General features: G+C 46.3%; 10 protein-coding genes. 1 reads left to right on the top strand and 9 read right to left on the bottom strand.

The window, feature by feature from the left end; translation table 11 throughout:
- Position 1: 1 nt before the first annotated feature.
- The 4 genes from BJR36_RS13170 to BJR36_RS13155 all read right to left on the bottom strand — a co-directional run bounded on the left by BJR36_RS13170 (position 2) and on the right by BJR36_RS13155 (position 4,399).
- Positions 2-859, bottom strand: coding sequence for a carbohydrate ABC transporter permease (locus BJR36_RS13170; RefSeq protein WP_091235146.1), 858 nt, complete (start codon positions 857-859; stop codon positions 2-4).
- A 1-nt stretch (position 860) separates the two neighbouring features.
- Positions 861-1,748, bottom strand: coding sequence for a carbohydrate ABC transporter permease (locus BJR36_RS13165; RefSeq protein WP_091235144.1), 888 nt, complete (start codon positions 1,746-1,748; stop codon positions 861-863).
- A 27-nt stretch (positions 1,749-1,775) separates the two neighbouring features.
- Positions 1,776-2,879: a glycoside hydrolase family 88/105 protein gene (locus BJR36_RS13160; RefSeq protein WP_091235142.1), complete on the bottom strand. Its 1,104-nt coding sequence runs from the start codon at positions 2,877-2,879 to the stop codon at positions 1,776-1,778.
- 155 nt (positions 2,880-3,034) lie between these two features.
- Complete coding sequence (locus tag BJR36_RS13155) at positions 3,035-4,399, bottom strand: ABC transporter substrate-binding protein (RefSeq protein WP_207648871.1); 1,365 nt, start codon at positions 4,397-4,399, stop codon at positions 3,035-3,037.
- A gap of 218 nt (positions 4,400-4,617) precedes the next feature.
- Here BJR36_RS13155 and BJR36_RS13150 point away from each other — a divergent pair, with 218 nt between their 5' ends.
- Entirely contained in the window at positions 4,618-5,442 is an 825-nt protein-coding gene (locus tag BJR36_RS13150) for an AraC family transcriptional regulator (RefSeq protein ID WP_091235137.1), read from the top strand.
- A gap of 58 nt (positions 5,443-5,500) precedes the next feature.
- Here the strand turns inward: BJR36_RS13150 and BJR36_RS13145 are convergent, their stop codons facing one another.
- The 5 genes from BJR36_RS13145 to BJR36_RS13125 form a co-directional block, all read right to left on the bottom strand.
- Positions 5,501-11,791, bottom strand: coding sequence for a rhamnogalacturonan lyase family protein (locus BJR36_RS13145; RefSeq protein WP_091235135.1), 6,291 nt, complete (start codon positions 11,789-11,791; stop codon positions 5,501-5,503).
- A gap of 416 nt (positions 11,792-12,207) precedes the next feature.
- On the bottom strand, positions 12,208-12,870 hold the full coding sequence (locus BJR36_RS13140; protein ID WP_091235134.1) for a P-II family nitrogen regulator: 663 nt from the start codon (positions 12,868-12,870) through the stop codon (positions 12,208-12,210).
- The gene (locus BJR36_RS13135; protein ID WP_091235132.1) at positions 12,867-14,354 is read right to left on the bottom strand and encodes a DUF1538 domain-containing protein; all 1,488 of its coding nucleotides are present in this window, start codon (positions 14,352-14,354) and stop codon (positions 12,867-12,869) included. Before BJR36_RS13135 ends, BJR36_RS13140 begins: the two co-directional genes overlap by 4 nt.
- A gap of 157 nt (positions 14,355-14,511) precedes the next feature.
- Positions 14,512-15,474: a hypothetical protein gene (locus BJR36_RS13130; protein WP_091235131.1), complete on the bottom strand. Its 963-nt coding sequence runs from the start codon at positions 15,472-15,474 to the stop codon at positions 14,512-14,514.
- Positions 15,461-16,993 carry an MBOAT family O-acyltransferase gene (locus tag BJR36_RS13125; RefSeq protein WP_091235129.1) on the bottom strand — a complete coding sequence of 511 codons (1,533 nt, stop codon included), beginning with the start codon at positions 16,991-16,993 and terminating at the stop codon, positions 15,461-15,463. Before BJR36_RS13125 ends, BJR36_RS13130 begins: the two co-directional genes overlap by 14 nt.
- Positions 16,994-16,995 lie beyond the last annotated feature (2 nt).

The raw sequence follows: 16,995 nt of genomic DNA, 5'->3' as shown, positions 1-16,995 counted from the left end.
TTTAGCCTTTCACTCCGCCTGCCGTGATTCCTTCAACAAATGTGTCCTGCGCCAGGAAAAACACGACCAGGGATGGTATTATAGAGATTAACGATACGGCCAGCACTCTGTTCCATTCAAATCCCGTATCCGCATCCATTGACAGCTTGACGAAAATGGCTGCCGGATAATTTGCCGGGGTGCTGACATACAGCAACGGTCCCATAAAGTCATTGGAAGACCACATGAACTGGAATAAGGCACAGGAAACCAGAGCCGGCTTTAACATCGGGACAATAATCTTCACCAGGATCTGCACTACATTGCATCCGTCAATCTGGGCTGCCTCCTCCAATTCCACCGGAATCCCGCGCAGGAACTGGATCAGCATAAATACAAAATAGGTATCAATCGCAAACAGCGTCGGCACGATCAGCGGCAGGTATAACCCCGAATCGACCCATCCCAATTTGTTGAACAAAAGGAACTGAGGTACGTTTAACACTACCTGTGGCAGAAACAGAGTCGACATTAAGATAGCAAATAATACGTCTCTTCCTTTGAATTTGAATCTGCTGAAGCCATATGCAGTCACCGTAGCTGAAATGATGGTAAAGACAACCTTCGGGATTACATAGGAATACGTGTTGATCATTGCCTTTAACAGGTTGATATTGCCTCCGAAATCATTGAATGCATTTTTGTATCCGTCAAAATTAAAAGTTTTTGGAATCAATCCCATTCCGGAAAAGATTTCCGTATTGGATTTGAATGTCGCACTTACCATCCACAGCAGCGGATAGACCATAGGCAGCCCTACCAGAATCAGTACCGCATATCGAAGAACTGTAGATATTATTTTTTTCTTTCCTAATGACATTTTATCTACCTCCATCTTCATCCGAATAATATACCCAGTATTTCTGGCTCAGGAAAGAGATTACCGTAAGTACCATGACCACTATAAACATAACCCATGCCAGTGCACTTGCCATTCCCATTTCATTCTGCTGGAATGCGCTCCGATATACCATAAGAGAAATTAACATCGTTGATTTTCTCGGTCCGCCCTGTGTGATAATATAAGGGCCGTTGAATTCCTGGAAAGCCTGGCACAGCTGTGTGACCAGATTGTAAAAAATAACCGGAGAAATCATCGGAATTGTGATTGAAAAGAACTGTTTCCACTTGCTGGCACCTTCTACGGAAGCCGATTCATAAAGTTCTGTCGGAACTCCCTTCAATGCTGCAAGGAAAATGACCATTGCCGCCCCGAACTGCCATACTCTTAAAAAGCAGATAATGAACAGCGCATAATCAGGATCGCTCAGCCATTGCGGACCCGCAACCCCAAACATGCCCAGCATGGAATTGATTACTCCATCATCCCTGAACAATGCCTTCCATAATACTGCAATCGCTACCGAACCTCCTAAAATCGAGGGGATATAGTATGCAGTACGGAAAAAATTGACACCTTTTATTTTGAAGTTCAAAATATATGCAATAAACAAAGCTGCTGCCAGTTTTAAAGGCACCGTAAGAAATGCATACTTAAAGGTTACAATCAGCGAGGATATGGTATCTTTATCTGTAAAAATCTCTTTGTAATTCATAAATCCATATTCGCTGATCCCTTTGAATAGATTGAAATCAGTGAAGCTGTAATACAAAGATGACAAAAACGGATATGCTTTAAATACGCAAAAGCCAAACAACCATGGCAGAATAAAAAGCAGTCCGGTATTTCTCTTTACCCATTTTTTCATTTCCAATTCTCCCTTCCGGTTTCTATGTTATTCGTTTACTTCCTTTTTCAGCATCAGATACTGTGCATAAGCCATCATGAATGGTCCAACGCCTTTTGCATCGTCCGATACGACAGGCTCAGACAGATAATATTCAATGCTTCCGTCTCTGTCAGTTCCAGGACCAAGTCCGGCAACATGGCAGATCCCCGTCAGATGATAGTTGTCATCCGTTTTTTCCAGTTTCTGTTCTGCTAATGATTCTAACATTTCAAGACCTGTTGTGCCATATTTTTCTTTTGAAAGGATCCCCATGCGGCAGGCCTTCATAATGGCATATGCAGCCATTGCACTGCCGGATGTTTCAATATAGTTTCCTTGTGCTTCAGGATGGTCAATCACCTGGTAGAAAAGCTTCGTATCCGGATCCTGATACTGCAGAATCCCCTTGACGGCTCCTCTGAAGATTTCTTCAAGCCGTTTATAATATTCGAACATTTCTATCGACATGACGTCCATAACATCAACAAGCGACATCAGCCACCATCCCATGGCCCTGATCCAGAAATTGGGTGAACATCCGGTTTCCTTATTGGCCCATGGCTGAATCCGGGCTTCATCAAAACCGTGATAATACAGCCCTTTCTCTTTGTCATACAAAAATTTCTGAACATTTTCAAACTGATTCAATATGTCATCGTAATTCTGCCTGTTGTTGTACTTTGTCTCATATTCCATGTAAAATGGCTGCGCCATATATAGTCCGTCTAACCAAATCTGATTCGGATAAATCTCTTTGTGCCAGAAGCTGCCGCATCTGCAGCGCGGATGCTTCTTTAGAATTTCCATATGAAAATCAATTGCCTTTTTATACTTTTCCTGCTTTTCCGTTTCATATACGAGAAATAATATTTTTCCGCAATTCATACTGTCAATATTGAACTTATCTGTTTTAAAATTCACGATCGTTCCATCGTCTGTAATTTCTTCTTTCAGATAATCTAAAATATACTCATAATATTTCCTGTCGCCCGTTGCTTCATAGAGCTGTTTACAGCCCATGAGAACGCAGCCGTCTTCATAATTCCAATATGTCTGATATCTTTCATAAGAAAAAAGAAACTCATTAATAAATTTCGTAATAGCTGACATCTTTTTCCCTTCTTTTCTGCTTGATTTTGAATGTTTCCGATTTTAGAGCGAAAATAAGGCAGGCATCACAACCTTAATACACTGTAAGCCTGCCTTATCTAAACTCTTAGTATCTGGTAACTGTTCAGAACTTCCTCATTCCTGAATAGTCACCATTATTTTGATAATACGCCGTTGATTCCGTCCAGGAGTTCGGCTGCTGCATCTTCAACCGTATAATCGCCGTAGCTCAGGCCGCTCATTACATCAAAGTAAACACCGTCCGGATTGCCTTTTAATCCTGCATCTTCGAACATAGGATCCAGTGTGAAGGAAGCCCAGTCGAGCACTTTCCCATTTGCCTCTGCAACAGTTGCATCCAGCAAACCATTTGTCTCACATAATTCTAATGCCTTTTTGCTGAGAGGAACTCCTCGTTCCGAACCCATTGCTTTTACGCCTGCTTCTTCGTTCATCAAAAAGTTGATCAGCATAGCTGCTTCTTTTGGATGCTCTGTTTTTTCAGAGATTGCAAATGCCAACGATACTTTTGCAAAGCCGCCCTGATAATCTCCCATATCCTTGAAATAATCGCCTACTGTAAACGTCTGTCCTGCTTCTAATGCGCCTTTGAATTTATTTGCTGAAGAATCCCACTCAAAGATGCCTGCATACTTTCCGCTCATCCATTTCTGGTTCTTATCCAGGGATTCAGCACCATCTCCGATAATCTGCATCACTGTTGGTGTTACATGCTTCTCTTCTAATAATTTTATGAACTCAAGTCCTTTTTCGATTTCTTCCTGCGTATAATTCACTTCGCCGTCTTCAACCCAGTTCTTTCCATAAACGCTTTCCAGATAGTAAACCATAAGTATCATCCTGTCATACTCATTAAGTACCAGCGGATAATAATCCTCGCCTAATTTTTCCTTAAAAATCTGACCTGCATTGAGTAATTCTTCCATAGTAGTCGGTACACTGATTCCTGCTTTTTCAAAAGTAGTCTGATTCCAGTAGAAAATCCTTCCTGTCATCGCTACCGGAATGCCCTGCAGTTTATCCGCCACCGTACATTCAGTCAGTGATTCATCGCTGAACTGTGATAAGTCGATTATTTCTGACGCCTTGTTCAAATCATAGAATACGCTTCCGTCTGAACTGTATGCAGTAATCCAGTTCCAGTTAATCTGGTTGACATCCGGTTCAGTTCCTGCATAAAAAGCCGTAGACATCTTGTCTTCCCAACCTGTCCATGCTGCAAATTCAGTCTCCACCTTGATTCCCGGGTATGCTTCCATAAATGCGTTAACTGCAGCCTGTGTCACTTCATGTCTTGCTTCTCCTCCCCACCAGGAAAGTCTGATTGTACATTCCTCATACTCTCCGTCATTCACCAGCTTGTCGTCTGCTTCCGTTTCTTCTGTTGTTGCTTCTGTTTCTGTTTTTGTTTCTTTTTCAGTACCGCCGCAGCCTGCTAACGAAAAAATCATCGTACAGGATAATGCCAGCGCCAGGAATCGTTTCATTTTTTTCATAATTTTCTTCTCCCTTTTTCATGAAATCATTTGTGCACTATTGCCATCTTCTTTGCGTTTCTTTTATTTGTTCTGTAACTTATGAACTGATTTTAGCATGTCCGATTCCGTTCTTTCCACCAATTATATGTCTATTTATGATTCAAATTACAGTTTTTTTGTGTTACTATATGGGTAAATAGTAATCAGAAGTAATCAGCTTCAGCCATTGGAGGTATTTTATGCGAGACGTGATTCATGATTCATTTAGTATTGACCGTTGCAGGAGGTCTTCATCTCATGTACAGGTCTGCCACCATTTTCATCCTTGCTTTGAATTGTACTATATGCAGGAAGGCGAATGCAGTTTTTTCCTGAATGATATCATCATGCATCTTACCCAGGGTGAAGCATTGCTGATTGCTGCAATGGATTATCATAAAAGCACTTATGAAAAGAAAGGGTTTCATATGCGTTCCATTGTATATTTCAAACCGGATAACATCGAACCCTCTGTGCTTCATACAATTTCCCGCTCCGGAAATAAGTTTCCAAAATCCCAAAAGTTTTCCATCCATCCCGATTGCCGGAACTCTTTTGAAGACATCCTGTCCAGAATGTTGACCGAGTCAAAGATAAAAACCGAAACTTCCGAATTGCTTATCCATTTTTATTTTCAGGAACTCCTGCTGACCTTATTCCGTGACTCCACAGCCGTTACGGAAGATACGATCCCCATCGGTTCTACAGAGAATGCAGTTCAGGCTGCCGCACAATATATTACCCGAAACTCACATCAGGATTTATCACTTGAAGATGCCGCCAGAATCGCGAATCTGACACCCACCTATTTTTCCAAAAAATTCAAGGCAATTACGGGACTCGGATTCAAGGAATATCTGAATCATGTGAGGTTGAAGGAAGCCTGCACCCTGCTGCTGGAGACGGATGAGTCCATTTCAGCCATTGCAAGCCGGTGCGGCTTCAATAACAGCAATTATTTCGGCGATGCTTTCAAAAAAGTATTTGAGATGTCGCCCAGGGATTACAGAAAAGATAATTTGTAACAAAAATGGTACCAGGTACTGTGAACTTCGTTCACAGTACCTGGTACCATTTCTTGTTCTATTTCTTTCTTACCGCCATCAAGGCCGCCGCACACAGTGCTGCGATTCCAGCTCCGGCAAACGGAGCTATAGGCGCATGGTCTCCCGTTGCCGGGTTTGCTGCTCCTGCAACCAGCGAGTCATCAAGCTGTACTGCAGACAATACGTATTCTGAACAGTGGGTAATCTGAAAGGTAACGCTTCCGTTCTGATTTACCGTTCCTTTTGTGTCAAGAAGTTCAAACAGCTTCGTAGCCGGATTGTAGTAGTATACAAACACGGATTTTGTTCCAGCCGGAAGTTTTCCTGCAGCATTCTTGATTGTCACCTCTGCAGTTCCCGGAAGGTTACCCGAGTAGGCGAAGTTCACCTGGATTCCCTTGTATGTTTTTCCAAGGTGTTTTGAGATGATGTCTCCCTCACCCCCGAACACCTCAAGGGCTGTCGTCGTGAGTTCATCAGCAGTGTTTTTGATGCTGCTGAACTTCCAGGTGTAGTCTGGTGTGTCGATGATGACTGCCAGGTTTTTCGCAGCTGCAGTTTTCAGGGCTTCCACTGTCATTTTGACTGCGTTGCCGGTAGAAATCACTGCCGTCCCATCCTTCTTCGCTGTTTCCAGTATCTGAAGCACAGCATCCCTGGTTACACTACCGTTGTTGTTATTATTGTTATTGTTGCCGCCATCCGCACTACCTGGTTCATCATTCTGGACGATGACCTGGATGCTGACTGCCTGTGTGCCGAATTTTCCATCCGACTCAGCAAGGGCTGCCGTCTGGCCTGTAATCGTGTAGGTTCCTTTTTTCGTGATCTTCAATGCCGAAGCATCCCAGACAACCTGAGTTTCTTCTTTGTTTCCGTTCAGGAAGCTGAATACCGCTTTTTCAGGAAGTGTAAGGAGTTTCGAAGGTTTCTCGACGATTACCGTATACTCTGCGCCTTCTCCGTCTGCTTTCGCATATCCATCAAATTCGTATCCCGTAATCTCGTTTGCCTTTACGGTTATGGATGCTTTTACCGGGATATAATATCCGGCGATGTATCCGCATACTTCATAGGTTCCTGGTTCAGACAAATTGATCGTATCCGTATTCCAGTCGATCTCCATGGCCACTGTTTCATCTGCTGAATTCACGATGTCCACAGTCTTCTGGAACAGGTCTGCAAGTGATTTTCCTTCCGCAAGCACTGTGTCTTCAATAATATCTTCTGCATCTGCCGCTTCGCCCACGGATTTGATTCCTTCCGTTGTTGATGCGTTTACTGCATTTGACACATAAGAGGTCTTTCCGGCTACTACTGGCGCCACCATGTAAGAATAATCCGTGAGAGGCTCTGCCGTAATATCTCTGTATACATATCCGGCCTCCGCTTCCGTCAGTTCATCCACTGCCACACTATCAATCAGGCTGTAGTCTCCGTCGCCTTCCGCGCGGTAGATCTCATATGCTTCGATTTCGTTGCCGTATGTTCCGTCCGATGCCTTGGTGAAGCTGAGTTCCACAAGGTTTCCTTCTGTTGCTGCAACAGACAGTTTTGCAGTCACAAGTCCTTCCGACAGGAGATAGCTTAAGTTTGTCGGCTGGTTGTATCCGACATTCTGCCATGCCACGCCTAATCTGTATGCATGATCTTCCATCAGGCACGGAATGCTGTAGTCTGTTTCAATTGTTGAAGTATAGATTCTGATCTTGCTGGCATCTGCTGATGTTCTTGCGATGATTTCTTCTCTCCAGTCGCCTAAAACATCTGCTACAAGTCCCATGTTTCCTTTTGTTCCGTTGCTCGTAAAGATTTCAGTGCTCTCCAGCAGGATTTCTGATTCTCCTGTCTCGAAGTTCCAGTTTGTGATATTGGTGCTGACCGGCACATAGGCTGCCTGGTTAAATGTATGATCCTGCAGTTCGCTCAGCAGGTCTCCGTCCCAGAAAAGGCTGAAGTTTATGCTTGGCGTGCTGTCGGAAATTTTCATCATATTGTCCAGAGTCGAAAGGCCCGTGTACATGCCTCCGTCAGTTCCGTTCCATGCTGCATTTGACCAGAATTCTCCGCCTTCATAGTATGGATTTACGTCCGCCATCACACCGCGTCCTGTATCTATGCCTGTAAAGTATCCTGCGAGGATCTTTCCGGTTTCCGCATCATGGACTTCTACCTGGTATGCCGCATTGGAATGCTCATGCACTGAAAAGATTTCCAGTCCGTCATTTGATGGAATCCAGTCTGACACATGCATCGCATCCCCGTGTCCGAGTTCAGTCGTATATTTCAGGACTCCGTCATGGTCAACCACGACACCGCCGTAGATGATTTCATCCTTGCCATCCCCGTCAAGATCCTGGACGTTGATTGCGTGGTTTCCCTGTTCCTCTGTCAGTCCGTATTCTTCTTCCGGATAGTCGTTTGTATCAAACTTCCATTCAACCTGAAGCTTGTCTCCTTTTCCGTCGGCATTTGTGTCAACGAATTTATAGGAAGTCAGGCACATTCTTGAGTAGTATCCTCTGCAGAATACTGCGCTTGGCGTTTCGCCGTCCGTATAAGCGACTGCTGAAAGGAATCTGTCCACACGGTTTCCGTATGCGTCTCCCCATGCGGAAACTGATCCGCGCTCTGGAACATATGCTGCTGTATCCAGTATTTTTCCTGTTTCGCCGTCAAATACCGTCAGGTATTCAGGTCCCGATAATACATATCCTGTTGAAATCCTGTAGTCGTTTGCAGTACTTACCACGTTTACCGGAAGTGCCGAAGCGCTGCATGCTCCCACATGTCCTGTTTCAGTCAGGCTTCCTCCTGCGTTCTGGTAGGTCGTGCTGCCGTCTGCAGTCTTGCACATCAGTTCTGCTTTTCCGTCGCCGTCAAAATCCCATACCTGGAACTGTGTGTAATGAGCGCCTGAACGGATATTGACTCCCAGGTCGATTCTCCACAGCAGTTCTGCCGCTCCTGTCGCCCCATTGATGTCATAAGCGTCAATTATGGTTGTTCCTGTATATCCGCCCTTGGAATTGTCCTGTGAATTGGACGGCATCCATTTTACAAGAAGCTCGTATTTTCCATCTCCGTCCAGATCTCCCACAGACATGTCGTTTGCAGTATAGGTGCAGATGCTTGCATCCGGCATTGTCTGATCTTCCGGTTTTACAAGCTGGAATTCTGCATAGTAGTTTTCCCAGGTTTCTGTAGCCGTTACCGAAAGGCCAAGGCCTGCATCGGAACTTCCGACCACTTTATAGACATCTCCTGCCGCTCCGCCTTCATCGACGCAGTTTGTGACAGTCATATCTGAAGCGATTACCTGGTCATTCCTGTAAACGGTGAATGTAACATCCTCAGGATCATTTTCAAAAAGCCTCCAGCTTAAATAAACGCCTTTCGTAAGCTCGTTGTCTTCTGCATCCTTTGTTGTTACATTGATTTCAGCGCCTTTGTCTCCTGCAAGGTCGACTGCTACCAGTGCCCTGTCTGAAAGACTTTCTGCTTTCTGTGCTGAAAGTGTCTCTGTTACCGGCGTCTCAAGAGCTGCCGTTTTTTCTCCCGGTCCGCCTTTGCCTACCGCTTCCACCTTGTAATAGTAATGGATATTGGTGTCAAGGTCCCAGTAAGTGTCCGTAAAGGAAGTACCCTTTGCAGTTCCTGCCTTTACAAAACCTGTAAATGCCTTATCGCCTTCCGCCTTTGCAGAACGGTAGATGTTGTAGTATGCTCCGCCGTCTACTGCATCCCACCCGATCTGGATGTCTGCTTCTGCCGCGCTGATGCAGTGCAGGTTTTCCGGCGCTGCAGGAGGCGCTGCATTTTCATCCAGGGTCGTCACCTTGACGATGTTGCTGCTCGCAGATTCGGTTCCGTCTCCTGTGACTGCTGTAACATAATATTCGAAAGTCTCGCCAATGTCAGCGATCATGGCACGGGAATCAAGTTCGTCAGCCTTTGCAGCTTCGATTGTCTTGACTGCCGTATAGGCCGTATCCGTGCTTCCCTTCTGGTAGACCTTGTAGGATACCGCTTCGTCAATTCCGTTGAAATTAATCAGGAATGTGGCATTCGTATCCGTAAAATCAAGCTCCGAATAGGAAAGGTTTGACGGTGCCAGAAGCAACGGCGTGATTTCCATACCATTGATATAGGCATTTGTTCCGCCCACACCTAAGGTAAGCTGTCCGTCCGTTACGCGCACCTTGGCAGTCAGTGTCGCTATGGACTGCTTCACGGAAAGGGTTCCTATTGCAACACCTTCCGCCGTATAGGACGGTTTGATCGTGCTGGTTCCCGCAAGCAGGTCTCCCGCATAGATTTTAATTTCATAATCTCCGTTAGGAAGGTCTACCGCAAAGGTTCCCGCTCCCAAACAGAAGTCATCTGCCATTAAGCTGGATGCCGCATTTGTATTGCCTGCACGGCTCCTGCCGTTTCCCGGCGCTTTCAGCCATCCGTAACCTGCCTCTGCCGTATATGCCTGTGTGCAGGTAACCTGGTTCCATCCTGGCATTGTCGGATTGGAAGCCGTCTGGCAGAAATCATATTTGTACTTGGATGATTTTGTTGTAACTGCAAGCTTGTCCGATTCCTCGGAAAGCCCGAATTCATTGAATCCCTTTATGGCATATACGTACGTTTTTCCGCTTTCACATTTGGAATCCGTATATTTTGCCAGGGAGCTGACGGAATATTTATTTGCCGCCGAAAAATCAACATCAGCAGCCGTCTGGCCTGCTGCAAGCTCTGCCCTGTAGATATAGTAGAGTTCCGCACCTTCCGATGGGTTCCAGTTTAAGGAAACGCTGGATGCTCCCACCGTTGTCGTATTCAGTCCTGCGATTTTTGCCGGAGCAGAAGCCGGTGCATTCAGCTCGACCATTGTCCTTAACCCGTCAAGCTGCGCATCCACTGCATAATCCTTAATGAGCTGCGCAACGCACTGGGCAAATTTATAGGCGCCGTAGTACTGGAGATGGGTCGCATCCGCAACGCCTTTTTCATAGTATCCTGTGTAATCCCCGGCTGCCAGCTGAAGGAACAGCGACTTGCTTCCCTCTATGCCGAAAGATTCGCAAAGCTCTATGGAAGCTGCTGTCAGATCCAGAACAGGAACATTCTGGGCAGCGCCCATGGAAAGCATGACCTGGCGGTACGCTTCAAAATTGCTGTTGAAGGTGCCGTCCGCATTATAGCTGTATCTGGCAACAGGAGTCACCAGCACGCAGGTTGCTCCTCTCTGCCTGCATCCGTCTATATAGTACTGGATGTAGGTTGCAAAATCTGCAGAGGATACATATCTGTTAGGCCTTGAATAGGTGGCATCGTTATGTCCCCACTGAACAAGAAGATAGTCTCCCGGCTTCACATCCTCTAAAAGGTCATCCAGCTTTCCTTCCTCTATAAACGATTTTGAGCTTCTTCCTCCGATAGCCCTGTTTTCTATGATCACATTTTCCGTCTCATAGGTCTGTGCCTGTGAGTAGGTGCAGTCTTCACATTCCGATTCGCCTGTAAACGCACCGAAGAAGTTGTAAAGCGTCTGTCCCCAGCCTGTCTGCGGATAATAGGACGCATCATAGGTCTGCACCGTCGAGTCGGATGCAATAAATACAGTCGGTTTTGTGCCTGCTGCATTGGTTGCCTTGCGCACTACCTTCAGACCGCTTACATAGACGGTCCCCATGGCTGCTGCGCTCTCTGAGGTTGCGGATCCTGCTGCAAGGAATTTCACATTCAGCTTTCCGTCCAACAGACATGCCGTCACCTTGGATTCCACCGATGCTCCCGGAGCCACTACGATTCCTGATGCCTTGGTAATGTCTTCTGTCTCAACATATGCTGTATAGGCAGCGCTTGTAGGATTTACAAACGTAACCGTCACCTCATAGTCTGCATTGCTCAGACCCATGTCAAAAGTCGATGTATTTTCATAGGTATAAACGCCATAGCCGGTGCTTTCGGTTTCTGTCCACACCTTGCTTCCGATTGCGAGCGCCCCGGCCGCATCAGATACGAATCCTGAAGAAGATTCTGTAACCACCGCTTTTCTTGGATTGTACACGTTGCTGATCCAGCCTTCAGCCGCATTCGGATAAGAAACATCGCTGAATCCGTAGCCTTTCGCACTGTCATAAACAGAAGCTTTTGTAATGTCCGTACCGAACCTGAAGTCCGCTACCGTTTCATCAGATACATATGCAGCATAATCATTGATCGTACCGCCAGCTTCCGCATAAACCGGCATTGAATAACCTGTGAGATTTCCTGCTGATAAAGATAAAGCAAGAAGCCATGCAAAAGCTCTTTTTTTAGATCCCTTTTTCATTTTACTTCTCCTCCATAACTAGTTTAGTTATTACTAAAATAATTTAGTATGGAATAATTATATTTCTTAACCATTTTATTGTATATCATTACAATTGATATACGTTATCAGAAATGATACTGGCTATGAACCGTTGATTTTACTGTGTTTTACAGATTTCCATAATGTTTCACAATTCTATTCTGGTTCCATTCTTTTCACATTCTGCATAAAACCCAAACGTATTTGACGCTTTTTTTATCATTTTTGTTTCATTTTTTAATGTCTGTATCAAAATTGATATGTCCTGTTTGTGGGTTTCGTATGGTTTTTTGATTTACATAATTCATTTATGCAAATATCATCCAACGACCGCCAAAAAGGTACCAGGTACTGTGAACACAAGTTCACAGTACCTGGTACCTTTTTTCCTTTTTTTACACCCCATACATCCGGTTCACGTTCTGGGTAAATATGATTCCTGTTCCGGGCTCATCCAGTTTCAGGTCCTTCCTGATGCTTTCCACAATCGCTTCTGCTTTTTCATTCTCTGAAAGCAGCATCACGACCTCCTTCTCCGGCTCTATATCCATAGCGAAAATCCTGCTTGTCTCATGAATTCCTGATCCTCTTGCATTTAAGATCAGCCCTCCATTAGAACCAGCTTTTTCGGCGGCCTCAATTACCTGCTCCGCCTTACCCTTATCCACAATCACCGTTATCGCCTGATACATAGTCTGATCCGCACCTCCGCTTCTTCCTATTCCTTCACATTTGTAGCATCTGGCTCCCCATATGCTGCCCACGGGTATGGTAAATGCAATTCCTTTTCCCGACCGTTCGAATCCAAACTCCTTGTTCAGCGCTTCTAAAGCACTTCCGGCAGTTTCCGCATCGGTCCCCATCAAAATAACTTCCTTCCTGATGCTGCATATCGAAAACAGCCTTAAAAACGGGCTGTCAACCGTTCCCTGCCCCAAAAAGACAGTTCCCCCTTTAATTCCATGCCTTTTTGCGCTATGGAGTATCTCGCTTGCCTTTCCGTCTTCGGCTATGATGTATATCATTTCAAATGCGGGTTTTCCCGGATTATTCTTCATGATCTTCCATTCCCCCTTTTTTTCGACTTCATTTTAAAAATCAGCCCCAGAACCTGAAGGGTTATCAGCGGCATCAGAGCAACCATCGCAATCAGTCCGAATCCATCTGCCACAATATCCGCACCTTCTGTCGCATCGGCGGCCCCGTGTGCAAAGGCCAGGATGAATGTAGCTGTCATTGGACCAGAGGCGACTCCTCCTGCATCAAAGGCGATTCCCACAAAAATCTTTGGTGCCAGAAACGTCAATGTAATTGCCAGTATATAGCCCGGAACAAGGAAATGGGCCAGCTGTACTCCCGGAATCAGAATCCTTACCATGGAAAGCGCGATTGCACTTCCGATTCCGATGGAAAGGGCTGACAGAACTGCTTTTTTACGGATATATCCACTGGTGACGTCCTCGATCTGGCGCGTCAGTATATGCACTGCCGGCTCTGCCAGTATCGTGACGAAACCCATCAGAAATCCTGCCACCACCAGATAAGCCTTATTTTCCAGGGATGCGAGTCTGTATCCGACCATGGTGCCCACATCCATGAAGCCTGCATTGACTCCGGTCAGAAAGAGAACAAGCCCCGCATACGTTAAAAGAATCCCAAAAAGTATCCTTTTTATTATTTTGCCCGGAAGCTTGAGGGAAGCAATCTGAAATACCGCAAAAATGAGCAGTATTGGCAGCAGGGCGATCAAAACCTCGCCAGCTATTACCGGCAGTTTTTGCAGGTAATGCCCTGCAATAGAGTTAGTAACAACTTCCTCATACTCCAGCTTTCCTGTTATTTCTTCATTTCGAAACGCAAGGCTCATGACCATAACAGCCATGATGGCTCCAACCGAAGCAATGCCCACCAGTCCGAAACTGTCCTTTTCTGAAGCCTTGCTGTCTTTCTTAAGTTCGGCTGCACCCGCTGCCAGCGCCAGAATAAAGGGGACCGTCAATGCTCCCGTCGTTGCTCCCGATGCATCAAAGGATATAGCCAGAAATTCGCGGGACGTGAAGACACCCAGAATAAAAATAATGCCATACAGCACTGTAAGCACCTTATAGAGTGGGATATTATACACGATCCTGACAAGACCACCTGCAATCAGGAGAGCAATCCCAACCGATACCACTGCCACAAGACCGAACTTTGCAACTGTTCCAGACGTGATTGCCTCTACCTGCCCGGCCAGGATATGCAGATCCGGTTCCGCGACCGAGATAAAGAATCCTAACACAAGGCCCGCCCCGACCACAATCGGCAGCTGGTTGGATTTCGCAATTGCGGAACCCATTTCATTTCCAATCTGGGTGATACTGATTTCCACACCAAACAGGAAAAGTGAAAGTCCCAGAATAATTACCGCGGTCCCGATAAGGAATCTCGCGATCAGTGTCCCTTCCAGCGGAGTCAGTGTCAGGTTCAATCCGATTACCATCAGCGTAATTGGCAGTACCGAAAATGCAACTTCTTTCAATTTTGAAACAATGATATTCAAACGGCAGCCCACCCCTTTCCAAAAATTGCGTTAGAAAACATGCAGCTATGACCTTTCCTATATCCATTGTATCGTCCACTGGTCTGGTTGTCTATTAAAAAAAGGTACCAGGTACTGTGAACACACGTTCACAGTACCTGGTACCCGTTTAAGTGACCTATCGCAGATATTCTGCCAGAACCCTGCTGAAATTCTCGGCATTACCTCCGAACATATGCCCCTCATAATCGGAAAACCCTTCAACTCCCCGCTGGAATCCATCTGTCTCCATCGTATTGAAATTGAGATACCGGATTCCGTACTCCTCCATCAGTTCGGCAAAATACCGGTCTGCTTCCTTGTAATTCCCGGAATGCTCCTCCAGGGTCTCCTCCGGAACAGGAGTCGTCATCACTACAAGCTCAATCTCCTTCTCCCTGCAGAATCTGACCAATTTATGAAAATACATGGGCACTTCCTCAAGGACTTTCGACTCGTCCCACAGCACCATGTTCGCCTTCGTCTTTTCGCCCTCGCTGTTTTTAATGTACATGAAGCCCTCGTCGCTCATGACCTGGGTCGGCTCTTCCAGAGGCGCCGCGTCGAAATTCCGATAGCTCTCCTCCCTTTTGTCCTTCAGGTTCTGTGGAATCATGCCATATTGCTTCCGGTAATGGAACCAGGGGAACAGGGCCGACCTGAAATCCGCATCCGTTATCTTCGCGAAGCAGTATTCCGCTTTCACCAGGGATGGCGACATGTTGCTGTACGCCATTGCATAGGTGGGATTTTCCGTATCGGGGTTTACCCAGTATCCGGGATCGAGCTCGTAAATCACACGTTCCGGTATGTGGGTTCTGCAGGCATCCTTCAGCAGATAGTAGGAATCCCTCAGGTATTCGCCTCCGTAGCAGAGATTAATGCTTTTTCTTCCAGTTTCGCCGTCCACCACGACAGGATTCACAGCCGCAAATCCATGAGATGAACCGACAAAAATATCGTCATACTTTTCATTCTCGATGTTGTGCACCTTGATCCTGATAAAGCTGTTTGGCACCAGCATATATACAAAGACGCCGTTGATTGCAAGGCATATGCTCAGGAAAAGTACGATTTTCATGATTCGCTTAAAACTGCGCATAAATGAACCCTCCTCCCGCTGACGGCGGCTGTCCCAGTGCCGGCAGTACAAAAATCAGAAACAGGTATACCGCATATTTTATAAGTACATGCCTGCCTGTAATCGCTTCCCGGATCTTTACGCCTCTTTCCTGCAGAAGACTTACCAGGAACAGAAGGATGCAGCCAAAACCGACAATAACGAAACGAAGCGCCACCAAATCCACGCTCTCCAGCATCAGACTTCCATTCCAGAAGTCCGACAGGCGGAAACTTGTCAGGGTAATCCTCATCATATCAAAGGCCTCCCCCACGCCGGCAGCACGGTCGAAATACCAGCTGATGTTGACCAGCAGGAAGGTTCTGGCAATCTGAAAGCCTTTCCACAAGGGAGCTTTTTCGTTGATATGGCACAGGTTCTTCCATTTTCTGTAGTTCTGCATCATCAGGCCGCTGAAAGCGATGATCAGGCCGTTGTAAAGGCCGTACAGGATGAATTTCCAGTCTGCCCCGTGCCACACGCCGACCAGCAGGAATACGATGATGTTGGCCAGGCAGATGGGCAGCGTACGGCCGATACTCTTGCCGAACCGCTTCTTGGCAGCCTTTGAAAACCGGCCCATCATTTTCGAAAGGGACAGGGGATAGAATACGTAATCCTTCATCCAGGTCCCCAGTGTAATGTGCCAGCGATGCCAGAAATCCGTGATGGAAACGGCGAAATACGGCCTCCTGAAGTTCTCATCCAGGCTGATTCCAAACAGCTCCGCAATTCCCCGGACCACGTCCATGCCCCCGGAAAAATCTCCGTACAGCTGGACCGAATAGCCAAGCACTGCCACCACAATGGCGGCGCCACCGTAGCTGCCGTAGTTTCCAAATACCTCATCCACAAATCCGGCCGCATTGTCTGCAATGACCATCTTCTTGAAAAAGCCCCAGAGGATGAGGATAAAAGCCCTCTCCATCCTTCCCCAGTCGAAATCGTGGCTTTCATAAAGCTGGTGTGCCAGCCTGTTGAACCGGCCGATGGGCCCCTGAAGGATCTGCGGGAAAAAGGATACAAAAAGAGCGAACCGGAATGGATTCCTTTCCGCCTCGACCTTTTCCCAGTAGACGTCCAGAAGATATCCCATGGACTGGAAGGTATAGAATGAAATACCCAGTGGCAGGATAATCGTCTGGAAGGATAGATGGCTCCCCAGGAGCGCATTTATGTTTTCTATTGCAAAATTCGTATATTTGACAACCGCCAGCATCCCAAAGTTCAGCACGAGGGCCGCTGCTACGACCCTGCGCTTCTGCTTTATACGCTGTTCCCTGTCTGCCTGCTTTTCCTTTATTCTGTCCATCAGCAGCCCCGCCAGGTAGGTGGTGGCTGTTGAAAACAGAAGGAAGAATAAAATCTTCAGACTGGCAGCTGCGTAATATATATAGCTGAAGGCCAGCAGCCAGACCCACTGGAACCGTTTCGGGATCAGATAATACCCTGCCACTGCTGCCCCCACAAAGATCACAAATTCAAATGATGTTAAAGACATAC

Source organism: Anaerobium acetethylicum (genome assembly GCF_900096945.1).
Lineage (GTDB): Bacteria > Bacillota > Clostridia > Lachnospirales > Lachnospiraceae > Anaerobium > Anaerobium acetethylicum.
This window is presented reverse-complemented; position numbering and strand designations above follow the sequence as displayed.